General features: G+C 59.1%; 18 protein-coding genes and 1 pseudogene. 11 read left to right on the plus strand and 8 right to left on the minus strand.

Annotated features, from left to right (window positions below; all coding sequences use genetic code 11):
• The first annotated feature begins 24 nt into the window (after window positions 1–24).
• From ACM6IT_RS27830 to ACM6IT_RS27840, 3 genes are all read left to right on the plus strand, one after another.
• A complete protein-coding gene (locus tag ACM6IT_RS27830) occupies window positions 25–1,170 on the plus strand; it encodes an ABC transporter ATP-binding protein (protein ID WP_414919100.1) in 1,146 nt (381 codons plus the stop codon).
• Window positions 1,167–2,669, plus strand: a complete 1,503-nt coding sequence (locus tag ACM6IT_RS27835; RefSeq protein WP_414919101.1) for a glycoside hydrolase family 32 protein — start codon at window positions 1,167–1,169, stop codon at window positions 2,667–2,669. The genes ACM6IT_RS27830 and ACM6IT_RS27835 overlap by 4 nt, the downstream gene beginning before the upstream one ends.
• A 75-nt stretch (window positions 2,670–2,744) precedes the next feature.
• Window positions 2,745–3,737, plus strand: coding sequence for a LacI family DNA-binding transcriptional regulator (locus ACM6IT_RS27840; protein ID WP_414919102.1), 993 nt, complete (start codon window positions 2,745–2,747; stop codon window positions 3,735–3,737).
• Between the two features lie 49 nt (window positions 3,738–3,786).
• On the opposite strand, the gene ACM6IT_RS27845 is transcribed toward ACM6IT_RS27840, so the two are convergent.
• Both ACM6IT_RS27845 and ACM6IT_RS27850 read right to left on the minus strand, forming a co-directional pair.
• Window positions 3,787–4,428, minus strand: a complete 642-nt coding sequence (locus tag ACM6IT_RS27845) for a LysE family translocator (RefSeq protein ID WP_056724897.1) — start codon at window positions 4,426–4,428, stop codon at window positions 3,787–3,789.
• Window positions 4,429–4,614: 186 nt separating this feature from the next.
• Complete coding sequence (locus ACM6IT_RS27850; RefSeq protein WP_056724899.1) at window positions 4,615–5,115, minus strand: Lrp/AsnC family transcriptional regulator; 501 nt, start codon at window positions 5,113–5,115, stop codon at window positions 4,615–4,617.
• 119 nt (window positions 5,116–5,234) lie between these two features.
• Here ACM6IT_RS27850 and ACM6IT_RS27855 point away from each other — a divergent pair, with 119 nt between their 5' ends.
• The 3 genes from ACM6IT_RS27855 (at window position 5,235) to ACM6IT_RS27865 (ending at window position 8,965) form a co-directional block, all read left to right on the plus strand.
• A complete protein-coding gene (locus tag ACM6IT_RS27855; protein ID WP_414914482.1) occupies window positions 5,235–6,269 on the plus strand; it encodes a histone deacetylase family protein in 1,035 nt (344 codons plus the stop codon).
• A gap of 50 nt (window positions 6,270–6,319) precedes the next feature.
• Window positions 6,320–7,375, plus strand: coding sequence for an ornithine cyclodeaminase (locus ACM6IT_RS27860; RefSeq protein WP_414919103.1), 1,056 nt, complete (start codon window positions 6,320–6,322; stop codon window positions 7,373–7,375).
• A 174-nt stretch (window positions 7,376–7,549) separates the two neighbouring features.
• Window positions 7,550–8,965, plus strand: a complete 1,416-nt coding sequence (locus ACM6IT_RS27865) for an amino acid permease (protein ID WP_414914498.1) — start codon at window positions 7,550–7,552, stop codon at window positions 8,963–8,965.
• A gap of 94 nt (window positions 8,966–9,059) precedes the next feature.
• Here the strand turns inward: ACM6IT_RS27865 and ACM6IT_RS27870 are convergent, their stop codons facing one another.
• Window positions 9,060–9,674, minus strand: coding sequence for a dTMP kinase (locus ACM6IT_RS27870; RefSeq protein WP_409079234.1), 615 nt, complete (start codon window positions 9,672–9,674; stop codon window positions 9,060–9,062).
• Between the two features lie 609 nt (window positions 9,675–10,283).
• Between ACM6IT_RS27870 and ACM6IT_RS27875 the strand changes: the two genes are divergently transcribed.
• The 3 genes from ACM6IT_RS27875 to ACM6IT_RS27885 all read left to right on the plus strand — a co-directional run bounded on the left by ACM6IT_RS27875 (window position 10,284) and on the right by ACM6IT_RS27885 (window position 17,530).
• A complete protein-coding gene (locus tag ACM6IT_RS27875) occupies window positions 10,284–15,116 on the plus strand; it encodes a M10 family metallopeptidase C-terminal domain-containing protein (RefSeq protein ID WP_414919104.1) in 4,833 nt (1,610 codons plus the stop codon).
• A 425-nt stretch (window positions 15,117–15,541) separates the two neighbouring features.
• Window positions 15,542–16,357, plus strand: a complete 816-nt coding sequence (locus ACM6IT_RS27880; RefSeq protein ID WP_056724914.1) for an AraC family transcriptional regulator — start codon at window positions 15,542–15,544, stop codon at window positions 16,355–16,357.
• 102 nt (window positions 16,358–16,459) lie between these two features.
• Window positions 16,460–17,530: a threonine aldolase family protein gene (locus ACM6IT_RS27885; protein WP_414919105.1), complete on the plus strand. Its 1,071-nt coding sequence runs from the start codon at window positions 16,460–16,462 to the stop codon at window positions 17,528–17,530.
• A 26-nt stretch (window positions 17,531–17,556) separates the two neighbouring features.
• Here the strand turns inward: ACM6IT_RS27885 and ACM6IT_RS27890 are convergent.
• Together ACM6IT_RS27890 and ACM6IT_RS27895 are read right to left on the minus strand one after the other, a co-directional pair.
• Window positions 17,557–17,719, minus strand: a pseudogene (locus tag ACM6IT_RS27890) (NADP-dependent oxidoreductase); the annotation flags it as partial.
• Window positions 17,720–17,880: 161 nt separating this feature from the next.
• Window positions 17,881–18,339 carry a winged helix-turn-helix transcriptional regulator gene (locus tag ACM6IT_RS27895; protein WP_414914487.1) on the minus strand — a complete coding sequence of 153 codons (459 nt, stop codon included), beginning with the start codon at window positions 18,337–18,339 and terminating at the stop codon, window positions 17,881–17,883.
• A 136-nt stretch (window positions 18,340–18,475) separates the two neighbouring features.
• On the opposite strand from ACM6IT_RS27895, the gene ACM6IT_RS27900 reads away from it, so the two are divergent.
• The gene (locus ACM6IT_RS27900) at window positions 18,476–19,702 is read left to right on the plus strand and encodes an MFS transporter (RefSeq protein ID WP_414919106.1); all 1,227 of its coding nucleotides are present in this window, start codon (window positions 18,476–18,478) and stop codon (window positions 19,700–19,702) included.
• On the opposite strand, the gene ACM6IT_RS27905 is transcribed toward ACM6IT_RS27900, so the two are convergent.
• From ACM6IT_RS27905 to ACM6IT_RS27915, 3 genes are all read right to left on the minus strand, one after another.
• Entirely contained in the window at window positions 19,671–20,249 is a 579-nt protein-coding gene (locus ACM6IT_RS27905; protein WP_414914489.1) for a DUF4157 domain-containing protein, read from the minus strand. The two genes, ACM6IT_RS27900 and ACM6IT_RS27905, sit on opposite strands and share 32 nt — an antisense overlap.
• A gap of 32 nt (window positions 20,250–20,281) precedes the next feature.
• A complete protein-coding gene (locus tag ACM6IT_RS27910) occupies window positions 20,282–23,179 on the minus strand; it encodes an EAL domain-containing protein (RefSeq protein WP_414914490.1) in 2,898 nt (965 codons plus the stop codon).
• Window positions 23,180–23,369: 190 nt separating this feature from the next.
• Window positions 23,370–23,600 (minus strand): hypothetical protein, encoded by a 231-nt coding sequence (locus ACM6IT_RS27915; protein ID WP_082562964.1) that lies wholly within the window; start codon window positions 23,598–23,600, stop codon window positions 23,370–23,372.
• A gap of 332 nt (window positions 23,601–23,932) precedes the next feature.
• On the opposite strand from ACM6IT_RS27915, the gene ACM6IT_RS27920 reads away from it, so the two are divergent.
• Complete coding sequence (locus tag ACM6IT_RS27920) at window positions 23,933–25,255, plus strand: DUF1329 domain-containing protein (protein WP_414919107.1); 1,323 nt, start codon at window positions 23,933–23,935, stop codon at window positions 25,253–25,255.
• Window positions 25,256–25,457: the final 202 nt, after the last annotated feature.

Below are 25,457 nucleotides of genomic sequence, written 5' to 3' on the forward strand. Positions count from 1 at the left end.
CCAACAAAGACAAGGAACAGCATCGTGATCAAATTGAAACTGGACAACGTGAACAAACAATTGGGCGGCGCGCGGATTCTTCGCGACGTCAGCCTGGAGATCGCTGCGGGTGAATTCGTGGTGTTCGTCGGCCCTTCGGGCTGCGGGAAATCGACCCTGCTGCGACTGATCGCCGGGCTGGATTCGATCTGCGGCGGCGACCTGCTGATCGACGGGCGACGGGTCAACGACCTGGAGCCGCGCGAGCGTGGCGTCGGCATGGTGTTTCAGTCTTATGCGCTGTACCCACACATGAGCGTCTACGACAACATCAGCTTTGGTCTCAAACTGGCCAAGACTGAAAAGCGCAGCTTGCGCGAGCGCGTACTGAAAACTGCGCAAATCCTGCAGCTGGACAAACTGCTGCAACGCAAGCCAAAGGAACTGTCTGGAGGGCAGCGTCAGCGTGTGGCAATGGGCAGAGCCATGGCGCGTGAGCCGGACATTTTGTTGTTTGATGAGCCGCTCTCCAATCTGGATGCATCCTTGCGGGTGCAGATGCGCAACGAAATCGCCCGGCTGCATGCCCGACTGGGCTCGACCATGATCTACGTCACTCACGATCAAGTGGAAGCGATGACCCTGGCCGACAAAATTGTCGTGCTCAATGGCGGTCGCGTAGAACAGGTCGGCTCACCGCGCGAACTCTATGAGCGTCCGGCGAGCCGCTTTGTCGCCGGTTTTCTCGGTTCGCCCAGAATGAACTTTCTGGCGGCACGCCTGCATGCCCCGGGTGAAACCAGCCTGGTCGAAACTCCCGTCCTGGGTATGACCTCCCTGCCCTTCGACAGCTCGAACCTGGCGGCGGACGCCCCACTGAGCCTGGGGATTCGCCCGGAACACATGTCGCTCAAGGCGGCGCAGGGAACCGCCGGCCTCGTCGTGACCGGGGTCGAATACCTGGGCAGTGAAACCTATGTGCACCTGGATACAGGTCAGGACGAGCCACTGATCTGTCGTTGTGAGGTCAACGCCGGATGGCAGGCGGGCGATCGGGTCGAGCTGCAACTGGACGTCGACAACCTGCACCTGTTCGACGCCGACGGCACGGCCTTCAAGCGCCACCCACACGCCATTGAAACCCTGCCGGATGGCGTCCCTCTACGCTCGGCACGAGCAGGCGCCCTATGACTGTGTCTTTGAATTCCATGAGTGTTCCAATGTCCACTGCCCTTGAGATTGCGCAGCATGCGCTCAGTGATGGCCTGTCTCGTGTCATCCACGATTATCGACCCGATTATCATCTTTCCCCCCCCGTGGGCTGGATGAACGACCCCAACGGGGTGGTGTACTTTCGTGGCGAATACCATGTGTTCTATCAACACCACCCTTTCGAAGCGAAATGGGGCCCGATGTATTGGGGGCATGCCAAAAGTTCCGATCTGGTCCATTGGCAACATTTGCCCATTGCGCTGGCGCCCGGCGACGACTTCGACCGTGACGGTTGTTTTTCCGGTAGCGCGGTGGTGTGTGGCGATACCCTGGTACTGATCTATACCGGGCACACCTGGCTGGGAGAAGTGGGTGACGAACGCTCGATCCGCCAAGTGCAGTGCCTGGCCACCAGCACCGACGGCATCCGGTTCGTCAAGCATGGCGCCGTCATCGAGAACGCGCCGCAAGACACGATCATGCACTTTCGTGACCCCAAGGTATGGCAGGAGGATGACTATTGGTACCTGATTGCCGGCGCACGTCTGGCTGATAAACCGCTACTGCCGCTATACCGTTCCACGGATCTGCATGCCTGGGAGTTCCTCGATTATGTGTCCAGCGGCAGTGAGGGCGATGGCTATATGTGGGAGTGCCCGGATCTGTTCCGACTGAATGGACGCGATGTGCTGCTCTACTCCCCTCAGGGCATGCAACCCGAGCGTTACGAACGGCTCAACAAGTACCAGACCGGTTATCGAGTGGGCCGACTCGACAGCAAATGGCACTTCACCGGCGGGCCTTTTATCGAGTTGGATAACGGCCACGATTTCTATGCCGCGCAAACGCTACAGGCCGCCGATGGTCGGCGTCTTGTATGGGCGTGGCTCGACATGTGGGAAAGCCCAATGCCGAGCCAGGCCCATCACTGGTGCGGCATGCTCGGGTTACCGCGCGAACTTGAACTGCATGCAGATCGTCTTTGCGTGTATCCAGCTCGGGAGCTCGCCGCCTTACGCAAGGAGCCAATACCGGGTACGTCCTGGTGGGATGGGTCGGGAGCCCGATGGGTGCGGGAAGTGAATGGCGACAGGCTCGAAATCCATGTGCAGCTGGATTTGCTCGACTGCACCGACGGCCACCTGGGAATCGCCTTGCGTTGCAGCGATGATGGCCAGGAAGAAACCCTGCTCTATTACGATGCATCACTGCAGCGTCTGGTGCTTGACCGCAACCGCTCGGGTGCACAAGTCACCGGTCAGCGCAGCGTGGCGATAGACCCGACACAAGAGCGACTGGAACTGCGTGTGTTTCTCGATCGCTCGTCCATCGAGGTGTTCGACGCGAACGGGCGCTTCAGCCTCAGCAGTCGCTTCTATCCGCGGCCCGACAGTCTGGGCGTGAAGCTGTTTACCAGCGGAAGTGGCGGGCGTGTCTCGATTCCCAGGGCATGGCCTCTCGGCTCTGGATGGCTATGAGCAGCGTCATTCGAGTCGCGAGAAGCCCGGGCCCTGTGTCATGATTCTGCGTCAACCTGACCGGTCTCATCTCGCATGACTTCAGTGAAAGATGTTGCACAGCTGGCCGGCGTGTCCCTGATGACGGTTTCTCGAGCGCTCAATAATCCGGAAAAACTGAGTCCCGAAACCCTTCAGCGGGTGCGTCGCGCCATTGATGAACTGCAATTCGTACCGAGCCTGTCGGCGCGCAAGATGCGCGGCGACAACCTCCAGTCGCGAACCATCGGAGTGTTCGCGCTAGACACCGCGACCACACCGTTCGCGGTCGAACTGTTGCTGTCCATCGAACAGACCGCACAGCAAGCCGGCTGGAATGTCTTCATCCTCAACCTGTTGAGCAATCCGCCCACCGACCAGAACATCGACCTGATGTTGTCGCACCGTCCCGACGGGTTGATCTTCAGCGCCATGGGGTTTCGCCAGGTGAGCATTCCCGAGCGCTTGAAGAGCAAACCCCTGGTCCTCGCCAATTGCCTGGCCGATGACAGTCACCTGGTCAGTTATGTGCCGGACGACGAATCGGGGCAGTATCGCGCCGTACATCACGCGTTGAGCCAAGGCTATCGACGCCCTCTGTGTATCAATCTGCCCAAACAGAGCCTGGCCTGGGGCCTGCGACAAAAAGGCCTGCAGCGTGCCTGTCAGGCATTCGGCCTGGCGCCTGACGCACTGTTGCAATACAACCTTTCCGATCATGATGCCTATGGTGAAACCGCAGCCATCCTCGACCGGCACATCATCGAAGGTCGTCCCCAGTTCGATGTTCTGATCTGTGGCAACGACCGCATTGCCTTTTGTGCCTATCAGCTGTTGTTGGGCCGTGGCCTGAAAATTCCCGACGATGTCGCCGTGCTCGGCTACGACAACATGATCGGTATTGCTGAGCTGTTCATCCCGCCGCTGACCACGGTGCAACTACCGTACTACGAGATCGGTCGCAAGGCTGCCCAGCACCTGATCGAGACCCTCGACGTATCGGGAGCCCAGCCCGTTGATTGTCCATTGGTGGTTAGGGCATCGCTATGAGATTCAGTTAATTCGGTGATGCCCGAACGAGCGACTGGCCGCCCTTCTCTTATGCAGCCTGTCGACGCATGGTCAGGATGGCGGCTCCGAAGCAGATGAACGTCGACCCTACCACCCGGCTAACCCACCGGGACAAATCAGGCCGCGTCAGCACGCCCTTGGCCCGGGAGGCAAGCGCGGCATACAGGCTCAGCGACGTAACCGACAACGCCATGAAGATCGAGGTGAGGATCAGGAACTGCGGCAGCAACGTCGCACTCTGATCGATGAATTGCGGGAACAGCGCAGTGAAGAACATCGTCGCCTTAGGGTTGGTCACTGCCGTCAGGAAAGCCGACTTGTACAGTTTTAAGCGAGTGGGCCTGCTCTTCTTCGAGCCATCCTGCATACCTTCCGCGAGCATCGGGCTCTTCTTGAACAACTGCCTTAGCCCCAGGTAGAACAGGTAGCCGGCACCGATGATCTTCACCACATTGAACAGCCATTCGGAACTGGCAAGCAACGCCCCCAGCCCCAACATGGCAGCGGCCGACAGGCAGAACAGGCCACTGGCATTACCAAGGGACGACCACACGGCGCTGCGCTGTCCGTGGGCCAAGCTGTTGTTGATCGCCATCAGGGTCGCAGGTCCTGGACTCGCAATGGCAATTGCAGCGACCAGGGTAAAGGCAAGAATCGAGTGAAATTCCATTTTCAACGCTCATAGTGGGATGTGCGTTGCATATTACAGAAGATGATCTGGCGCGGACTACCATGCGTTGGTCATGGAGTCGATTTATGGAGACCGTGGCATTAAAGCAGGCTCCAGTGTGTCGGTTGACTACAACGGGGCTACGTCAAAGGCAGGGTTTCAAAAGGTGATCTACCCCCTGCCCATTCACTCCTTGCTCGATTTGGGTATCGCTATACGGCTACTGGTCTTGACCTCGCGTAAAGCCAGACTGGACTGGATGGACGCAATACCCACCTGACGCCTGAGCACCTGCTCGATAAAGTCACTGTAGCTATCAAGATCCTCTGCCAACACTTGCAGCACGTAATCGGCATCGCCGGTGATCTTGTGACAGGACAATACTTCGGGCAATTGCGCAATCACCGCCTCGAAGGCGTCCGGAGCGTGATCGGCGTGGGTGGAAAAACGGATGTGCACGAACGCCATGATATCCAGCCCCAGCATTCGTCGATCAAGGTTCGCCTGATAGCCCTTGATCACACCCGCCTCCTCCATTCTCTTACGCCGCCGCCAGCAAGGTGTGAGGCTTAACGACAAGCGCTCACTGAGCTCAGCGTTGGAAATACTCGCATCTTCTTGCAGCAATGCGAGGATTGCCAAGTCGGTATCGTCGAGACTGATGCGTTTGGATAATTTTTTCTGCATTACGCCATTCCAGAGTAAAAACGCCCGAACAATCTAGCAAACCATGAAAACAAAGCAAAGAAAGCGCATCCCGGCCGGAACAGAATACTTGCACTGGCTCACATTAACGGATGCGCAGAATGTTTACAGTTTTCAGTGATTCCCACCGCTTGCACCACGGCACCGAATTGAAAGACGGCGTGCTCAAGCCATCGTTCGAACAGCCCAGTCGGGCCGATACCGTCCATAGGCGTGTCAAGCAGGTAGGCCTTGGCCAGATCGTCGAACCGCGAGCATTTGACCGGTCGTGTTATGTCAATGCGCACAGCGAGCGCTACGTCAGCTTTCTAGAAGGCGCCTGGACTGAATGGTGCGCCACCGGACGTACGCACGACGCCCTACCGCTGGTATGGCCAGTGCGTGACCTGTCCAACGAGCAAGTCCCGACGTTCATCGACGGCAAGCTCGGTTTCTACGCCATGGACGCCGGCTCCCCGATTACCGCCACCACTTGGCAAGCGGTGAAAACCAGTGCAGACATCGCGCTCACCGGCCTGGCACTGATCGATGAAGGCCATGACAGTGCTTTTGCCCTGTGCCGACCACCCGGCCATCACGCAGCGCGTGAATACATGGGCGGCTATTGCTATCTCAACAACGCCGCCATTGCTGCACAACAGGCCATTACCCAAGGTGCCAATCGTGTCGCGGTACTGGACGTCGACTTTCATCACGGAAATGGCACCCAGAACATTTTCTACGAGCGTAGTGACGTCATGTTTGTCTCGCTGCACGGCGAACCGGCGGTGTCCTACCCGTACTACTCAGGCTTCAGCCACGAAGCCGGCACAGGCGAGGGCGAAGGTTACAACCTGAACTATCCGCTGCCGAAGAACACCACCTGGGAAAGTTATCGCAACGCCTTGCTCCACGCCTGTAAGAAACTCCAGCAGTTCGCCCCTGAAGTGCTGGTGATTTCACTGGGCGTCGACACGTTCAAGGACGACCCCATCAGCCACTTCCTGCTGGAAAGCGAAGACTTCATCGGTATCGGAGAGCTGATCGCGAGCGTCGGCTGCCCCACCCTGTTCGTCATGGAAGGTGGCTACATGGTCGATGAGATCGGGATCAATGCGGTCAACGTGCTGCATGGCTACGAGAGCAAACGCCCCTGAGTCATCCCCTGAATCGCAACGCTTCAACTATTGAATCGGAGAATAAAAACATGACTCTTTTTATAGACGTCGATCATGCTGCACGCCTGTTCGCCACGGTGGGAATTCGCCGGGCAATCCGCGAAATGGCCAGTTATATCGAAGCGGACTATTTGCGCTGGGCACAGTTTGATAAGTCGCCCCGTACCGCCAATCATTCGGCCGACGGTGTGATCGAGTTGATGCCCACCGACGATGGCCAACAGTACTCGTTCAAATACGTGAATGGTCACCCGGGCAACGGTCAAAGCAATATGCTGACGGTCATGGCCTTCGGTGTCCTGGCCGATGTCCACAGTGGCTATCCCACTTTACTCAGTGAACTGACGCTGACCACAGCTGTGCGCACGGCAGCAACTTCCGCATTGGTCGCACAATCTCTCACCCGCCCCGGTGCAACCTCAATGGCAATCATCGGCAACGGTGCCCAGAGCGAATTTCAGGCCCTCGCCTTCCACGAAATGCTGTCCATCAAGCAAATCCGCATTTTCGATCTCGATCGCGACGCTTCACTCAAGTTGAAGCACAACCTGTCAGCGTTCCCGGATATTGAGGTGATTCTGGCCAACTCGGTACAGGAAGCGGTCAAGGGCGCGCACATCGTCACCACGGTCACCGCAGACAAAACCTATGCAACGATTCTGACGCCCGAGATGATCGAGCCCGGCATGCATATCAATGCCGTGGGTGGTGACTGCCCAGGGAAAACCGAACTGCACGCCGACATCCTGCGCAACGCCCGGGTCATCGTTGAGTTTGAACCTCAAACCCGAATTGAAGGCGATATTCAACAATTGGAGGCCGACTCTCCCGTCGTCGAATTCTTCCGGATTGTTCAGGGCGAAGCCCCGGGCCGCGAGAACGACGCACAGGTCACCGTGTTCGATTCGGTGGGTTTTGCCCTCGAAGACTTTTCGTCACTGCGCTACGTGCATGACCTGGCGCGGGAGCATGCCATCGGAGAGCGCATCCATCTGGTGCCGACGCCTGACAACATAAAAAACCTCTACCAGCTGGTTGATCAACCGCCAGCAATCGTCCCCTCGCGCCTACGCACAGTGAGCTGATAGCCATTGGTGATACCCCTGAGCAAAGTGCCGGGGAGCTACTCACCCTGTGAGTGGACGACAAACCCTGCCACCCGCAACCCACCATCGTCAGTAGCCGTTGGATCTCTAACAAGAACGCTAGACACCCACTTTCTGCCAAAACTCAAAAACATAAAATCAAGAGGTTTTGTAATGAAATCGACTCCGTCCGAGCGGGTTGAACAGCCCGCGCTGCAGCGCACGCTCAGCAATCGTCACATTCAGTTAATGGCCATGGGAGGCGCCATCGGTACCGGTCTGTTTATGGGGTCCGGCAAGATCATCGCCCTCTCCGGCACGTCGATCATCCTCATCTATATGATCATCGGTCTGTTCGTCTACTTCGTCATGCGCGCCATGGGCGAACTGTTACTTTCCAACTTGAACTTCAAAACCTTCGCGGATTTTGCCGGTGCCTACCTTGGCCCACGCGCAGCATTCTTTCTCGGCTGGTCATACTGGTTAAGCTGGAGCGTTGCAGTGATAGGTGATGCAGTGGTGGTCGGCGGATTCTTCCAGTACTGGTTCCCCGACGTACCCGCCTGGATACCGGCCATCGGTATGCTGATAACACTGTTTGCCTTGAACGTGCTGACTGTCAGGCTCTTTGGTGAAGTGGAGTTCTGGTTCGCAATCATCAAGATCATTGCCGTCGTCACCCTGATTGGCGTCAGCATGGTCCTGATTGCCAGCTCCTTTGTCTCACCCAGTGGCGTCACCGCATCCCTGAACCACTTGCTGGATAAACAGGCCGCCTTCCCCAACGGCTTGTTCGGTTTCTTTGCCGGGTTCCAGATGGCGATTTTCTCATTTGCGGGCACCGAGCTGATCGGTACTGCAGCCGCCGAAACACGCTCCCCCGAGAAGACCCTGCCTAAAGCCATCAACTCGATTCCGCTGAGAATCATCCTGTTTTATGTGCTGGCACTGGCCTGCATTATTGCAGTGACTTCCTGGCAACAGGTTTCGCCCAACAAGAGCCCCTTCGTCGAACTGTTTCTGGTTGCAGGGTTTCCCGCAGCAGCCGGCATCGTCAACTTCGTGGTACTGACATCCGCCGCCTCATCGGCCAACAGTGGCGTATTTTCATCCAGTCGCATGCTGTTTGGATTGGCTAATCAGGACAACGCTCCGGGGATTTTCCGACGTCTGTCGAGCAATAGCGTGCCTCTGCTGAGCCTGGCGTTCACCACACTGTTGATGCTGGTAGGCGTGTTGTTGCTGTTCATCGTTCCAGAAGTCATGACCGCGTTCACCATCGTCTCTACCGTGTCGGCAATCCTGGTGATTTTCACCTGGTCGACCATCCTCGCGTCGTACATTGCCTATCGCAAAAAACGACCCGATTTACATGCGATATCGGCCTACAAGATGCCGGGCGGCGTGCCGATGGCCTGGTTTTCCTTGGGGTTTCTGGGTTTCGTTCTCTGCCTGCTGGCATTGAGACCTGACACCCGTATTGCCTTGATGGTCATGCCAGGGTGGTTCATATGGCTGGCGATTGCCTATCAGCTGACCCATACCAGGAAACTCAAACCCGCTGCTGGCTCGGCAAGTCATTACAGCTGATGTTCACCTATTGATGGTATTAATTGGCTGAAAGGCTTTTTTCCAGCACAAAACAAACGCCCCGAACATGTCGGGGCGTTTGTTGGCGCCTTCGCTAACATCGAAGGACGCTATAGATCTCAGAAATAACCTGCATCGTTGCGTCTTCGATCGTTCCTTCATTGCGGCATAAAACCCAGCCGTGATCTGCAGTCGCTTGCTCGAACGCCTTGGTACAAGCGACATGTTCTTCCAGCTTATGGATCACGGTACTGCTCAGCCCACGCCGTCGTGCCGCTGCCCTCGCCCATGAAATTTCAGGGGCGGTGACAACCCCGACATGCAGGTCTGGCACTCGCACGTTTCGATCGATGTTCAACTGTAGAATCTCTGCAAACGGGACTATCCGGCGAAACGCGGCATCAGACGGGTACCAGCGATCGATCAAGATGATGCTGCCTGGTGGCTGTTTAGCCAGCACGTGCCGGGAAATCCAGGTACGGCTATCAGCAAAGCGCTCACAAACCTCCAACTCCAAATCGCGGGTGGGATTTCTGACGAATTTGTTCACGAGGGTCATTGTTTCACCCCTATAGGGATCGCTTTTTTTCTCGCAAAGTCGGATCACTTTTTTGTTGCCTGCCCTCAGTACTTTCGTGACGGCCTCCAACAGTGTGGTTTTGCCGGCTCCCTTGGGCCCATCCAGAGAAACAAACAGCGGACGATTCATTTTTCACATAACGATTGATATACGGTTTTTTTGCCCTGTTCGTTCGCTGGAACCCTTTGGCGCAACTACGCGAATCGAGTGGAGGGCCCCTTATGAACAGAGATTGATGAACACTCTAACCCGGTTTCGGGCTAACGGGTCTCAAAACCCGGGGTTACAGCCGCTTATGAACATCGGTCATCGCCCATAAGCTAAATCATGTATGTAGCAGTAGCCCACTCTTAACGATCATCGGTGGAATTCGCGGATGGGCAATTCCATCCCCAAAAACCGCAGTTGACGCTCAAACATCAATGTCATGGGTTGTGACGCGTTTCTGTCGACCCGAAGACGTAGAGCCCACTTGAATCGCCCAGGATCCTCCAGGCACCTTCCATCCAGCTTTGCGCCAACTCCTTGGCTGGTCCACTGCGACCTCGCTACCCGAGTGAGCGTCAACAAAACGTTATTTTTTCGAAACATCTCATAACCGCTAATCAGTTGGTTCTGTTTTCTTGACGTTTCCCCGATATGCGGTCGCAACTTTTGCGCTCCGTTGGGTCATAAAGCCTTAGCTGTCGATTGAATATTGGCACTACCGAGGTTTTCGCCTGATACGGAGATAAACTCATGATTTTCAATGTACAAAATTTTGGCGCCAAAGGAGATGGCATCACTGACGACACGGCGGCGATACAAAATGCAATTAATGCGGCGGCCGCTGCAGGCGGGGGGCAGGTGTACATGCCGACCGGAACTTATATCGTTTCGGGAGGTGAGGAACCCTCCGACGGCTGCCTGATGCTCAAGAGCAGCGTCTACCTGTACGGCGACGGCATGGGCGCAACCACCGTCAAGGTGGCTGACGGCTCCGACACCAAGATCACCGGAGTCATCCGCTCCGCCTACGGCGAGCAAACCCACGACTTCGGCGTGAGCAACCTCACCATCGACGGCAACCGTGACAACACCACGGGCAAGATCGACGGTTGGTTCAACGGCTACATTCCAGGCGAAGCGGGCTACGACTCCAACGTCACCCTCGACAGCGTCGAGATCAAGGATTGCTCCGGGTACGGTTTCGACCCCCACGAGCAGACCGTCAACATGGTCATCAAGAACAGCGTGTCCCACGGCAACGGCCTGGACGGTTTCGTTGCCGACTTCCTCAGCGACAGCACCTTCGAAAACAACGTCGCGTACGACAACGACCGGCACGGTTTCAACATCGTTACCAGCACCCACGACTTCACGCTCACCAATAACGTTGCCTACAACAACGGCGGCACTGGCATCGTGGTGCAGCGCGGCAGCGAGGACATCCCCTCCCCCAGCAACATCACCATCACCGGTGGCGAGGTGTACGGCAACGGCGCCGAAGGGGTGCTGATCAAGCTGTCCAGCGAGGTGACCGTCAGCGGCGTCGACATTCACGACAACGCCAGCGCCGGTGTGCGCATCTACGGCAGCAACCACGTCGAGATCATCGACAACACGCTCAACAACAATTCCCTGGGCAGCCCCGTCCCGGAGATCATCATCCAGTCCTACGACGACACCCTGGGCGTGTCCGGCAAGTACTTCAACGGCAGCGATAACACCATCCAGGGCAACCTCATCAGCGGCAGCGACCTGTCGACCTACGGCGTCGCGGAGCGCAATGAAGACGGCACTGATCGCAACGCCATTATTGGAAACACCATCAGTCACACCAGCAACGGCGCCACGCTGATCTATGGCGACGGCAGCTACGTCAGCGCCACGGTGCCGATGACCATCGTGCAAGGTACGGCCGGCAACGACACCCTGCTGGGCAGCGCCGACAGCGAGATTTTCTACGGCATTGCCGGCAACGACACCCTCAATGGCGGAGCCGGTGGCGATATTCTGGTGGGGGGTGCAGGCATCGACAAACTCACCGGCGGTACCGGCGCCGATACGTTCCGTTTCACCGCTCAGTCCGACAGTTACCGCAACGCAACCACAAGCTTCGATGACACCATCACCGACTTCGACGTCACCCAGGACAAGATCGATCTCGCCGGCCTCGGCTTCACAGGACTGGGCAATGGCCGTGGCGGCACCCTGCAGGTCAGCTACAGCGCCAGCAGCGACCGCACCTACATCAAGGACTATGATGCCGATGCCAGCGGCAATCGCTTCGAACTGATTCTCTCGGGCAACCTCACCGGCACCCTGACCGCCAGCCACTTCATCTTCAATCGTGTGATCACCGGCACCGGCGCCAGCGACTCGCTGCTGGGCAGCGATTCGGCCGACACCCTGCTCGGCCTGGCGGGTAACGACAGCCTCAGTGGCGGCGCGGGCGACGACAGGCTCGACGGCGGCGCGGGTATGGACACCCTCACCGGAGGTGCCGGAGCGGACGTCTTTGTGTTCTCCAGTCGCCTGGACAGTTACCGCAACTACAACACCGGCGGTGCCAACCTTGGCGACCTGATCACCGATTTCGATATCACCGCCGACAAGATCGACCTCTCGGCCATGGGGTTCACCGGCCTGGGGGATGGCAAGAACAATACCGTGTACCTGGCACTCAACAGTACCGGTACCAAGACTTACATCAAGTCCCTGGCCGCCGACGCCGATGGCAACCGTTTCGAAGTGGCGCTGGACGGCAACTACCTCGACAAGCTGACCAGCGCCAACTTCGTCTTCGCCACGTCGGCACCGACCAACCAGGCACCGGTGCTGGCCAATCCGCTGCTGGATCAGAGCGCGACCGAAAACACCCCGTTCAGTTACGTGGTGCCAGCGACCAGCTTCACCGATCCGGACAATGACAGCCTCGGCTACACCGCCAAACTGGCCGATGGCAGCGCCCTGCCCGGCTGGCTGGTCTTCAATGCCGCCAACCTGACCTTCACCGGCACGCCGCCCAGCACCGCGTCCGGTAGTTACAACGTGCTGGTCAAGGCCACGGACCCGGCCGGAGCATCGGTCAGTGATAGCTTCACCCTGGTCGTGGCCGATGTACCCGCCAATACCATCACCGGCACCAACAACGCCGAAACCCTCAACGGCACGGCGGGTGCGGACCTGATCCTCGGCCTCGGTGGCAACGACACGATCAAGGCTGGCACCGGCGCGGACATCGTCGACGGTGGCGCCGGACGCGACTCGCTGTACGGCGGCGACGGTGCCGACACCTTCCGCTACAGCAACGTGCTCGACAGCTACCGTGACTACGACACCGGCGGTGTCTCGGCCACCGACACGATTTATGACTTCACCGCGGGCGTCGACAAGATCGATGTTTCAGGCCTGGGTATTATCGGCCTCGGCGATGGCAACAATGGCACGTTGTACATCACCCTCAACGCGGCCGGCGACAAGACCTACATCAAGTCCGCCGAAGCGGATGCCGATGGCAATCGTTTTGAAATCGCCCTCAACGGCAACTACATCAACACCCTGACCGCCAGCGACTTTGTGTTCGGCGAGAGCCCCCGGCAGGACATTCTCTACCTGCCCACCCTCGGCCAATCCAATGCGCGCCTGCTGCGCATGACCGAGGACGACGGTCAGTCCGGCACCTCGATGCTGGTCAACGACCTGGACCGCTACACCCCCTATGATGTGCGCAGCCAATTCACCGACGCCGATGGCAACGGCATCGACATCGCAGTGGGGGGCAGCACGGTCACCGGCCTGTCGACACTCAGCGCCGGGGAGCTCGAGTTGTGCTGGTGGCTGACCGACACCAACCAGCCCGGCGCGGCGTTATTGCGTGCCGTAACGCTGCTGCGAGGCCAGCTCAGCGAACTGCAATCGATCAATAACGTCACCATGGGCATCATTTGGGGCCAGGGCGAGGAAGCCGCCCAGGAGATCGGCCGCGCCACGGACAAAGCCGCAGCAGCAGCGGCGTACAAGGCCGCGACCCTGCAGGTGTTTGACTACCTGCATGCCCAGTTCGGCAACTTCAGCGTGTACTTGATGGAAACCGGTCACTACGACCAGGACGCGGCGCGGGCCCGTGGTTATTCAGAGGAAAAAATTGCCTCCATCGTCGAGGGGGCTGGCTATGTCCGCGCCGCCCAGGAAGCCATCGCCGCCGAGCGCGTCGACGTCAAGCTGGCGGTGGACTACACCGACCTCCCCTTGCGCCACGAAGTCGATCCGCTGACGTATCCCGACGACGTCTGGCACCTGCACGAGGAGTCGGCGGAGATCGTCGGCCAGCGTTTGGCCGACTACATTGCCGGTGACCTTGGCTTGCAGGGCAACCCCAACGACAACAACAGCGTGCAGGACATTTTCGACAACGCCCGGAACATGATTTCCGGTACCGACCAGGCCGACACCCTGGCGGGCAGTTCGGGCAACGACACACTGGATGGATCCCTTGGCGCCGACACCATGACCGGTGGCAATGGCAACGACATCTATGTGGTCGACAACGCGTTGGACCGCGTGGTGGAAACCAGCACCTCGGTCTCGCAGATCGATACGGTGCAAGCCTCGGTCAGCTGGGTTTTGGGCGCAAATCTGGAAAACCTGGTGCTCAGCGGCGTGTCGGACATCAACGGCACCGGCAATGAGCAGCACAACTTCATCACCGGCAATGCCGCCAATAACGTGCTCGACGGTGCCGCCGGGGCCGACAGCATGAGTGGCGGCGATGGCAACGACACCTACTATGTCGACAACGCCGATGACGCCGTGATCGAGACCAACAGCAATGCGGTGTCTGGAGGGAGCGACCGTGTGCACAGCGACTTGGCAGCCTATACCCTCGGCGACAACGTCGAGCATCTGTATATCGATAGCACTGGCGCCGCCAATGGCACGGGCAACGCGCTGAACAACACGCTGTTCGCCGGAGCCGGCAACAACGTGCTGGACGGGCGCGATGGCACTGACACGGTGTCTTATGCGCGCGCCCTGTCCGGCGTTAACGTAAACCTCTCGACCTCGGCGCAACAAAACACCGCGGGCTCCGGGCTCGACACCTTGAAGTTCTGCGAAAACCTGACGGGAAGCGCCTACGCCGACAGTCTGTCGGGCAACAGCGCCGCGAACGTTCTGAACGGTGGTGCGGGCAACGATACGCTGGTGGGCGGTTCGGGCGATGACCGACTGATCGGCGGTGCAGGCACCGACAACCTCACCGCTGGCACTGGCGCGGATACCTTCGCGTTCAGTGCGCTGTCGGACATGGGCGTCGGGGCTTTGCGCGATGTGATCAACGGTTTCAAGAGCACCGAGGGTGATCATCTGGATTTCACCGGCCTGGACGCCAATCCGCTGACCACCGCTGTCGACGCCTTCACCTTCATTGGCAGCAACGCTTTCGACCCGGCCAACGCCACCGGCCAACTGCGCTTTGCCGATGGCGTTCTCCAGGGCAGTGTCAACGCCGACGCCACCCCGGAATTCGAAATCCAACTGGTGGGCGTCCAGGAGCTGCACGCCAGCGATTTCACAGGCTTGGGTTGAGCGCACACCCTGCGGGAGCGGGCTCGTCTTGATCGGTAAGGCTTCCTGGCTGACGTTAGCGCTTTTTGGACTGGTGCTTGGCGGCTGTGCCGCGGTGGGTGCCGGGAGCGGAGGCGCTGGCGAGACGGAGATTCGCTCGGGAAAAATCGAGGAGATTACACAGACCCAGATGCAGAGAAAAGGCATGAACGTGTATGTCGAGGGTGCCGGAAACTAAGCGCGGGGGGTGCCACAAAGCTGGCGGCAGCTACTGGACGTTGCGCAGCGGACAAGCTGCGCAACATCATCATGCCGAGCAAGTTCGGTTGACACTCAATGACTCATGCACAACTTCAGGCCAGTTGTTGGCTACCCATGGATCCATACCTCTGACACACTTAGACTTTGAGTCTCTCGCCCTCCTCGCCGATTGTTGAACGGGTTTCATGACTGAGCATGCCCAGTACCATCACGTCTCCGAAGTACCAGGCCTGGTGCTGGGGTCCGCACGTTTTGCGGATGTCGGTTTCGATCGTCATTACCACCTCGATTTGCACATTGGTTTTGTCACCGAGGGCATCCAGCGCCATCGATCCAAAGGCGAGTCGTTTCTTTTAGGACCAGGAGGTGTTGCCCTGATGCCGCCGGGTGAAATTCACGATGGCGTGTCCGAGGGCGGCGGCGCTTATACGCTCAAGACATTCCGCCTGTCCCAGGCGCTGGTCGCGAGCCTGGCCGAGGAAATCAGCGGTCATCCGAAAGAGCTTGAATTGGCCGGTGTATTGCTCGAAGACCCGGGGCTTGAAGGCAACCTGCGCGGCTTGCACGAAGCGATGCAGCAGTGCGTTGGCCCCGGCAGCCTCGCGGTGCAGACGCAATGGTTCACCCTGCTGGAACAGTTGTTGAGCCAGTCACGGGCGATCAAGCCCGAAACGATTACCGGCACCCTGTCGCCTCTGCAATGGTCTCGCGTCAGGGACTATTGTTTCAGTCACATCGATCAGCGAATCACCCTTGATGATCTCGCAGGCCTGTGCGGATTGGGCCGTTTCCCGTTTCTCAAGCAGTTCAAGCGCACGGTCGGCATGACGCCCCACGCGTGGCTGCTTCGCCTGCGTCTCGAACGGGCCTGTGGTCTGCTCTCTCGCAGCGCGCAACCCATCGTCGAGGTCGCCCACGCCGTCGGCTTCTATGATCAAAGCCATTTCAACCGCGCCTTTCGGCAGGCATTCGGCGTCGCGCCATCGCGCTACAGGACTTAGGCCTTCAGCTGTCAATTTTTTACAAGCGCAACAACCTTCCCTCTCCATAGGATGCGCCAATCCGGGCGAAACACCTTCGCCTGCGCAGCCGAGAACTGGATGATGAACGGTGAAACAAACAGACCGCCCGCGCTGGGTTTTTCAAGTGACAACATCGCCGGTGCTTCGCCGGAGGTGGTACAAGCCCTGGTCAAACACAGCTCGGGCCAGGCGAGTCCCTATGGTACCGACGAGTTGACGGCGCAGGTCCAGCGCAAGTTCTGTGAAATCTTCGAACGCAACGTGGAGGTCTTTCTCGTGCCCACCGGCACCGCCGCCAACGCACTTTGCCTGAGTGCGATGACGCCACCCTGGGGCAACATCTACTGCCATCCGGCCAGCCATATCAACAACGATGAATGCGGCGCGCCGGAGTTCTTTTCCAATGGCGCGAAGCTGATGACCGTCGACGGCCCGGCGGCCAAGCTGGATATCGTCCGACTGCGCGAGCGCACCCGCGACAAAGTCGGCGACGTGCACACGACCCAGCCCGCTTGCGTCAGCATCACCCAGGCCACCGAAGTCGGCAGCCTCTACACCCTGGACGAAATCGCAGCCATTGGTGACGTCTGCAAGTCCTCTTCCCTGGGATTGCATATGGATGGGTCGCGCTTTGCCAACGCCCTGGTGTCGCTTGGCTGCTCCCCGGCCGAGATGACGTGGAAGGCCGGCGTGGATGCCCTGTCGTTCGGTGCCACCAAGAACGGCGCGCTGGCGGCGGAAGCCATCGTGCTGTTCAACACCTCCCTCGCCACCCAGATGAGTTACCGGCGTAAGCGCGCAGGCCATCTCTCTTCCAAGATGCGTTTTCTGTCGGCGCAGATCGATGCGTACCTGACCGACGATCTCTGGCTGCGCAACGCACGCAAGGCCAACGCTGCCGCCCAGCGCCTGGCCCAGGGACTTGCTGGCCTGAGCGGGGTTGAGGTGCTCGGCGGCACCGAGGCGAACATCCTGTTCTGTCGGCTGGACTCGGCAATGATCGATGCCCTGCTAAAGGCCGGGTTCGGGTTCTACCATGATCGCTGGGGACCGAATGTCGTTCGCTTCGTCACCTCGTTCGCCACCACCGCCGAGGATGTCGATCACCTGTTGAACCAGGTGAGGCGTGCTGTAGATCGGGAACGCGAGTAACACTCGTCACCCAACACAGGGATTTGATGGTGTGCCGAGGCCGTTGCGTAGACTTCGGCGCCCAGGTACTTGGCAATCTGCACGGCCATGCTGCCCACGCCACCGGCCGCGGCATTTCTGGCGACGTTGCACGCCAGCGTGCTCGGTCAGCGCCTGCCAGGCCGTCAGGGCCGTTGCCGGGGATCTGCCGCCGGGGCCGGCGGCGAGGTGGTTGATCGACCGCTTCGTTCAACAATGCCCGGTGCAGGAGACATCCCCTTGATGTCTGGAACCACAGTGCCGCTCGAGCCGCCCACAATGAAACCACGATTGGTGGCGCTGCTCGACTGATTCGCCTTCAACCGTTCGATTCAAGACTCGTCGGCAACCACCCTCACTCGGTGGCAGTCGGACGGTCCAAGTTTCTGACCGCTCGCGGAGCGAACTTCAATCGGCATCAGGGACTGGCCGTACTCATTGTCCAGCAATACCGAGCGCGTCTCTTCCCGCGTGAACATAAACCGTTCGCCCCACTGCCTCATACTGACCACCACCGGAAAGATCTCCCGTCCTTTCTCCGTAAGGACGTATTCCTTGTAGGCACTGCCATCCGACGCAGGCTGAACGTCGAACACACCGACCTCAACCAACGTCTTCAGGCGCGATGCCAGAATGTTCTTGGCCACCCCCAGGCTTTTTTGAAATTCGCTGAATCGGCGAATGCCGTCGAACGCGTCGCGAATGATCATCAGCGACCAACGATCCCCAATGGCTTCCAGTGTTCGTGCTACCGGGCATTCGCTGCCTTGCGGTGAAGGGTCTGCGGCCATGGTGTTTACCTTTTTGGATAAGGACGGCCAGTTCAGTCGTCTGGTATTGAACAATGTGGTTGCAATATGAAACCTGATTCGATAACAATTGAATCAAGTTGCTAATTGAAACCAGTTTAGCGCCACGGAGGCTCACATGAAAGCAGATACCGATTCAGCCACCCATCCTTTCGCCGCGCAGGCTTCGGGGCTTTCTGCGCAACTCACGTTTGTGTTTTCTGTCACCTGCGCGCTCGCCGTCGCCAACGTCTACTTCGCACAACCCTTGCTCGATTCAATGGCCCGGAGCCTGGATGTGGCCCCCTCAATGATCGGGTTTGTGGTGACGGCGACTCAAGTCGGTTACGCGCTGGGGTTACTGTTCATCGTCCCTTTGGGCGACTTGTTGAACCGTAAAGGGCTGATTCTGACGCAAATGCTGCTGTCTGCGATTGCACTGGCGGGAGTCGGCGCCGCACAGCAATGGCTGACCCTGTTGGGGGCCATGATCGCCGTGGGTTTGCTGGCAGTGATGGTTCAAGTGCTGGTGGCCTGCACCGCCGCGCTGGCAACGCCGGCACAACGTGGCCAGGCCGTGGGGACCGTGACCAGTGGCATTGTCCTGGGCATTCTTCTGGCGCGGTTCACCTCCGGGCTGATCGCCGATCTGGCAGGCTGGCGCGCCGTGTATTTCGTTTCCTCGGGATTGATGCTGACCCTTGCGGCGGTGTTCTGGAAAGTCTTGCCTCGCGCAGCAACGCCACGCAGTCGATACACTTACCCGGCACTCATCCGCTCGCTCTTCACGCTGTTCATGACCGAACCGGTGTTGCGAATCAGGGGGCTGTTGGCCTTGCTGATCTTTGCCGCGTTTTCCGTACTATGGACATCCATGGTGCTGCCGTTGAGCGCTCCTCCGTTGTCGCTATCACACACGGTCATCGGCCTGTTTGGCCTGGCGGGCGTCGCCGGTGCCCTGGCTGCCAGAAGATCCGGACGCTGGGCCGACCAGGGTCTGGGGCAACGGGTCACCGGCATTTCGCTGGTGATCCTGACGCTGTCCTGGCTACCCATCGCCTTTGCGCAGTCTTCGCTGATCGCGCTGGTTTGCGGGGTGATTCTGCTCGACTTCGCGGTGCAAGCCGTACACGTCACCAACCAGAGCCTGATTTTCGCGACACGGCCCGACGCCCAAAGTCGCATGGTCGGCGCCTACATGTGCTTTTACTCGGTGGGCAGCGCACTGGGTGCCGCTGCCGCGACGCAGGTGTATGCGCTATGGGGCTGGACTGCCGTTTGCCTGCTGGGAGCCTCGATCAGTGCGACGGCCCTGGTCTTGAGTACGCTGCCCTTCAGTAAACCCCCGCCCGCACCGAGCGCCTGACCTCAGCCTGTATGGCATAAGCCGGCGCCTCTACCGCATTGAAATCCTGCGTATACCGCTGGGCAAATCCCGACACCCCCCATTCCTGATACTGCTGCACATGTTTGAGTTCGTGAGCCCAGAGCTCGATGTCCTGTTCTGCGGATTGAGCATCCCGGAACAGGATGATATCGATCAGTGTCACGGCACCGACATCGGGGTTTTGCAGCATGGCAGTGGCGGCGTTGAATTGGCCGTTGTCGCTTATTCTGTAGCGCGCGGTATCGAGGACGCCGGGCTCGTACCAATGCAGCAACTGCTCGCGGATGCGCGGTGGAATGGCTTGGGTGCCGGCGTTCGCAGCTTCAGCACGGGCCTGGGTCAGCCACAATGCCAGGGCAGGCGCCGCGATCTGGTAGATGCCATCAGGCACCACGTCTGGCAGGCAGATGCAGCCATCCAGGCACACTTGTTTCTCGCCAGCCGGGCAGGCATTAGTCTGGGCTGTCACATCAAGCGCCAGGCAAAGAATCAGCAGCGCCCCCAGGCGCGTGATGATGGGCGGCATTGGACTCTCCAGGTAGCGGACAGTGGTGACCTCTAGCGACCGAGCAGTGGACTGGCCAAGAGCGCCTTCAAGCTCATCGGCTTGGCAAAATGATAACCCTGGGCCTGCCCTGCCCCCATTTCACGCAGCAACTCCAGCGTCGCTTGATCTTCGACACCTTCGGCCACCACGCTCAGGTCCAGCGATTCGGCCATCCGCACAATGGCCCGGACGATCGCGCGACTGCGGGGGCTGGTGGTCAGTTCGAAGATGAACGACTTGTCGATTTTCAAGCCGCTGAAACGGTATTGATGCACATAGCTCAGGGATGAAAACCCTGCACCGAAGTCATCGAGCACCACTGACATGCCGTTGTCGGCCAGTTGTTGCATGGTCTGTCGGGCAATCGCCGGTTCGGCGACCAGTGCCCCTTCGGTCAACTCCAGGCAGATTCGCGATGGCGAAACCCGGTGCTGCGCCAACAGTGCAAGCACCTCACCGGCGAATTCGGGGCGAGTCATGCTGTAGCTGGAGCAATTGACGTGCACCGGCGGCCAGTCGGCGTGTTCGGGCTGTGCGAGGATCGCGGCAATGCTGGCGAGCATGTACAGGTCCAGTCGACCGATCAGGCGCAACCCCTCGACATCCGGCAGGAACTCGCCCGGTGCGATCACCCGGCCGCCCGGCTGGTGCCAGCGGATCAGCGCTTCAAGGGCCAAGAGTTCACCGGTTTCGATGCTGACGATCGGCTGGAAATACGGCAGCAGTTCGTCGGTGCGTTTGAGCGCGTTGCGCAAGGCGCCTTCTCGCTCGACCTGGTCCGAGACTTCACGGCGCACTTCCTGGTTGAACACGGCGTAGCTGTCGCGCCCGGCACTCTTGACCCGGTACATCGCCGCATCGGCATCGCGCAGCAAGTCGGCGGGCTCGTGATGGAACTGACTGTCGGCGCTGACGATACCGATACTGCAGGACGAAAAAACTTCATGGCCATTGATGAAAAACGGCAGGTCGAATGCCACCAGGATCCGTTCGGCGATTTCAATCACCACCTCCAGCGATGCCTCGGGAGCCATCACCGAAAACTCGTCGCCCCCCAGGCGCGCCAGCATGTCGGTGTCGCGCAGGCAACCGCGTAAGCGGTGGGCGGCCTGCATCAACAGCAGATCACCAAAATGGTGGCCGAGGCTGTCGTTGACCATCTTGAAGCGGTCGAGGTCGATGAACATCACCGCCAGGTGCCCGCCTTCGCTGCCGAACCGTGACCAGGCCAGGTTGAGGCGCTGCTGCAGATAGGTGCGATTGGGTAGCCCGGTCAGCGCATCGTGGGAGTTTTCGTGCTGTAGCTTGGCATTGGCGTGATCGAGTTCGCGGGTGCGGCTCTGCACCCTGGCTTCGAGCTTGAGGTTGGCGGCATGAATCGCTTCGGCGGCCGTGCGTCGCGACAACGCTGTGTCGATGTGCCGCGACACGAAGGTCAGCAGTTCCTGGTCGCGCAGGGTATAGCGCACCTGCGAGGTATAGCTTTGCACCGCCAGCACACCACGCACCACGTCGCCTTCGAACAAGGGGATGCCCAGCCAGGAGAAGGAGCGCACGGACTCATGGGCAATTTCGATTTCACCCTGCGCGGACAATCGTTCTGCCTCGCCGACATCTATCAGGCACGGGCGGCGCTGACGGATGACGTACTCGGTCAAGCCCCGGCGGCCTCGGCGTGCCGCCGGGCAAGTGGTCTGGCGTTCATCCACGTAATAGGGAAACGTCACTTCGCCGGTCCCGTCGTCAAACAGCGCAATGTAGAAGTTCTGCGCGAACAGCAGATCACCGACGATGCCATGCAGGGTCTGGAACAACTCGGCCATGTCACCCGGCTGGCTCGACAGTTCCGCAATCTGGAACAGCGCGCCTTGCAGATGTTCGGCACGCTCCCGGTCTGTGACTTCCTGGCGCAATGCGTCATTGACTGCCGAAAGCTCCAGGGTGCGACGTAACACCGTTTCTTCCAGGTCCTCCCGGTGCAGAATCCGGTCCAGCGCCATGGCCACGTGGCGTGCGACCACCAGGAACAGCGCGCGGTCTTCGGCGCTGTAGATGCGAGAAACGTCGTAGACCTGCATCGCCAGCATGCCAAACACCTCGTCCGAGGCATTTTTCAACGGCGCGCCCATCCAGAACTCGGGACGATCACCCACGCAGTGGAAACGGTTCTCGGCCTGGGCCGCAAGAATCCCGGCGGCATCGATCAGCAACGGCTGGCCCGTGGTCAACACCTGGCCGGTCAGCGACAGGCGCGAAGGGTCAAGGTATTCGTAGTTTTCGGATTCCAGGGCATCAACGTCGATGATGTCGACGTAATACGGGTAGTCGATCTTGCCAGTGTGCGGGTTATACAAGGCGAGATAGAAGTTCTCGGCGTCGATCAGGCTGGCCAGCAGCCGGTGAGCCCCCACCAGGAACTCTGAGCGGTCACGGGTCGAACTGGCCAGGTAGGTAATTTCATACAGCACACGCTGAGTGATCTGCGCACGGGCCAGGGTATTGGTCTGTAGCTCGATGCCCAGGCGCAGGGCAAGTTCAGCAAGTGCCGGTTGCGTCGCATCGTCGACGGGTGCGAGCAGCCAACCCAGCTCACTTTCGCCCCTGCCGGTGGGCCAGCGGTGCAGGTTCGAAGCCAGGCAAAAGGCTTCGAACTCGTCATTCGCAACACTCGAAGGCCACGGTACCCGTGGGTCGCCCTGGCCAACCCGAAGCATCTGTTCACCGGCACGGTAAAACACCCACGCGGTGGTATGGTCCCAGTTGCGCGCCGAATCCAGCAGTTGTTCGATCCTGTCGTCGTTGCCGGCGCAAGCCATACCGACAGTATCCGGGTTCCCTGGAGGGTGAAATGCGGCAACTGCGTCATTGCTCGATTGCCGCGGGGGGCCGGTCAACGTACGAAAACTCATCAGCGCTCCCTGAGCCAAAACTGCTGAAACTCACTGGCTGATTGCATTCAATGTGCCATTTGACTTTCCGTTTAAAGCTTATGGCGGTTTTTTTCAATGAATTTGTTCAATTTAGTGCCAGGTCTGAGACGGGCTGCAAATTATTCGCTGTGTTGTCCAAACCTGGCGTCTATCACTCGAAGCTAACGTATCAGTCGTCGTTGTCATCGCGATCACGGTAGCGACGGTGATCGCGATCATAGTCACCACGATCATAGTCACGGTAATAACCCCGATCATCGTCCCCTCTGTGGTCGTAACCCCGTCGATGGTCATGATCGTGATACCGCCCGTACCGTTCTCCGTCATCCCAATGCGGGCCGCAGCCTCCCAACAAGACGGCGCTGGAAATGGCCACGATCAAGATTACTGCGCGATTCATAAAAAACGTCCTAAACGTCGGAGATATGGAAGGGTCATGGCTGCTCGAGTCTTTCATCCGGGCAGTGTTCAGCCGTAACTATGACCATTCGGTAACCCGATGATTCCGCTGAAAAATACAAACAACTGATGGCCACTCTCCCCATCGAATGCCCGCCGGGACCGCCCGGGCCTGTCATCAATAGCCAAGGGGTTGTCGTCGAATGAAAAGTGCCCCTGATACGGGAGCTATTTAATGGCAGTACTGAAAAGGTCTTTGGCGATGAGTCGACGTGAGCGTCTGCTGCGCCTGAGTCACGAGTTGCCTGGTACGCCAGGCAGGAGAATAACAATATGAAATTCGTGAAAAGTCTTCTGGCTGCTGTACCCCTCATGGCGCTGGCCATCGATGCCCAAGCCTATGTGTCGAGCCAGGAAGCCGCCCGGCTGGGCACCAGCCTGACGTGGGTGGGAGCCGAAAAGGCCGGTAATGCCGACGGTTCCATTCCTCCCTACAACGGTGGCCTGACCACCGCCCCCTCCAGCTTCAAGGCCGGCGACAGCATGCGCCCGGACCCCTTTGCGGGCGAAAAACCGCTGCTGGTGATCAACGGCAAGAACGTCGACGCGCACAAAGGCATGCTGACCGCCACCACAGTGGCCTTGGCCAAGCGCTATCCCGACTTTCGCATTGACGTCTATCCGACCCACCGCACGGCATCGTTGCCAAAGGCGATCCTGGACAACAGCCGCAAGAATGCCACCAACGCCAGGTCTCTCAATGGCGGGATCGCCATCGACAATGTGATGCCCGGAGTGCCGTTCCCGATCCCGCAATCCGGCGCCGAAGCAATGTGGAATTTCCTGCTGCGCTACCAGGGCGTCAACATCCATTCCAAGTACGACTCCTGGAGCGTCGACACGGCGGGCGTACCGAGCCTGGCGGTGACCGGCGAGGCATTCATCTCCTTCCCGATCTACGAGAACCTGTCGAAGCCGTTCAACAGTTCCGACATCTACTATCAGTTGAAACTGTCCTATACCGGACCTGCCCGCCGGGCCGGCGAATCGATCATGCTCAAGAACGCGACCAACCCGACGCAGTTCCCTGGCCGCGCCTGGCAGTACATGCCTGCCCAACGCCGGGTCAAACAGATCTCGATCCTGGCCTACGACACCCCCAACCCCGGAACCGCCCGTGCGCTCGAGTTGTACGACTGGACGCTGGTGGGCAAGCAGGAAATGATCGTGCCCTACAACACCTACAAACTCACCTACGCTCGCGCTGCCAAGTCGCTGACAACGCCCAACTTCATTGCCCCGGACTTCGTACGCTGGGAAAAGCACCGGGTCTACGTCGTGGAAGGCAACCTCAAGCCTGGGGCCAAGCACATCTACCAGAAGCGCCGCTTCTACCTCGATGAAGACACCTGGGCCGCGGTGGCCTCCGATCAGTACGACACCAGTGGCCAGCTATACCGCGGTTCCTTCGCGTTCTTCAGCCAGAGCTACGACCAGCAGGTACCGGACGCCACTCCTTTCATGACTTACGACCTGTCGAAAGGCACCTATAACATCAATGGCGTGGTGGGCCCGCATGGCGGCATCCGCTACATCGAGCCGCTATCGACGGCGCAGTGGGTACCAGAGTCCATGGCGGGTGCCGGTATCCGCTAGGTCCGTGGCGAAACAACGCACACTCATGCAGGAGCGATGAATGACAAAGCCCCCAGGTTCAGAAGAACCGGGGGCTTGAGATTTCGGGTGAGTGTTTTTGTGAAAGGCCCCTGACGTTGCCGACTCAAATGACCGGCTGCCTGACACCTTTCGAGACGGCAGAAATTGTCCCGAAGTGATCGGTCAAATGTAGCAAGGCAGT

The sequence above is a fragment of the Pseudomonas sp. IT-P4 genome, assembly GCF_949767755.1.
In the GTDB taxonomy this organism is placed as follows: domain Bacteria; phylum Pseudomonadota; class Gammaproteobacteria; order Pseudomonadales; family Pseudomonadaceae; genus Aquipseudomonas; species Aquipseudomonas monachiensis.

Bases quoted from the DNA above. Each gene is read 5' to 3' on its own strand.
- ACM6IT_RS27910 (WP_414914490.1), bottom strand. From the start codon at position 23,179: ATGAGTTTTCGTACGTTGACCGGCCCCCCGCGGCAATCGAGCAATGAC.
- ACM6IT_RS27875 (WP_414919104.1), top strand. From the start codon at position 10,284: ATGATTTTCAATGTACAAAATTTTGGCGCCAAAGGAGATGGCATCACT.
- ACM6IT_RS27870 (WP_409079234.1), bottom strand. From the start codon at position 9,674: ATGAATCGTCCGCTGTTTGTTTCTCTGGATGGGCCCAAGGGAGCCGGC.
- ACM6IT_RS27860 (WP_414919103.1), top strand. From the start codon at position 6,320: ATGACTCTTTTTATAGACGTCGATCATGCTGCACGCCTGTTCGCCACG.
- ACM6IT_RS27865 (WP_414914498.1), top strand. From the start codon at position 7,550: ATGAAATCGACTCCGTCCGAGCGGGTTGAACAGCCCGCGCTGCAGCGC.
- ACM6IT_RS27915 (WP_082562964.1), bottom strand. From the start codon at position 23,600: ATGAATCGCGCAGTAATCTTGATCGTGGCCATTTCCAGCGCCGTCTTG.
- ACM6IT_RS27900 (WP_414919106.1), top strand. From the start codon at position 18,476: ATGAAAGCAGATACCGATTCAGCCACCCATCCTTTCGCCGCGCAGGCT.
- ACM6IT_RS27845 (WP_056724897.1), bottom strand. From the start codon at position 4,428: ATGGAATTTCACTCGATTCTTGCCTTTACCCTGGTCGCTGCAATTGCC.
- ACM6IT_RS27840 (WP_414919102.1), top strand. From the start codon at position 2,745: ATGACTTCAGTGAAAGATGTTGCACAGCTGGCCGGCGTGTCCCTGATG.
- ACM6IT_RS27920 (WP_414919107.1), top strand. From the start codon at position 23,933: ATGAAATTCGTGAAAAGTCTTCTGGCTGCTGTACCCCTCATGGCGCTG.
- ACM6IT_RS27855 (WP_414914482.1), top strand. From the start codon at position 5,235: ATGTTTACAGTTTTCAGTGATTCCCACCGCTTGCACCACGGCACCGAA.
- ACM6IT_RS27835 (WP_414919101.1), top strand. From the start codon at position 1,167: ATGACTGTGTCTTTGAATTCCATGAGTGTTCCAATGTCCACTGCCCTT.
- ACM6IT_RS27880 (WP_056724914.1), top strand. From the start codon at position 15,542: ATGACTGAGCATGCCCAGTACCATCACGTCTCCGAAGTACCAGGCCTG.
- ACM6IT_RS27885 (WP_414919105.1), top strand. From the start codon at position 16,460: ATGAACGGTGAAACAAACAGACCGCCCGCGCTGGGTTTTTCAAGTGAC.
- ACM6IT_RS27895 (WP_414914487.1), bottom strand. From the start codon at position 18,339: ATGGCCGCAGACCCTTCACCGCAAGGCAGCGAATGCCCGGTAGCACGA.
- ACM6IT_RS27850 (WP_056724899.1), bottom strand. From the start codon at position 5,115: ATGCAGAAAAAATTATCCAAACGCATCAGTCTCGACGATACCGACTTG.
- ACM6IT_RS27905 (WP_414914489.1), bottom strand. From the start codon at position 20,249: ATGCCGCCCATCATCACGCGCCTGGGGGCGCTGCTGATTCTTTGCCTG.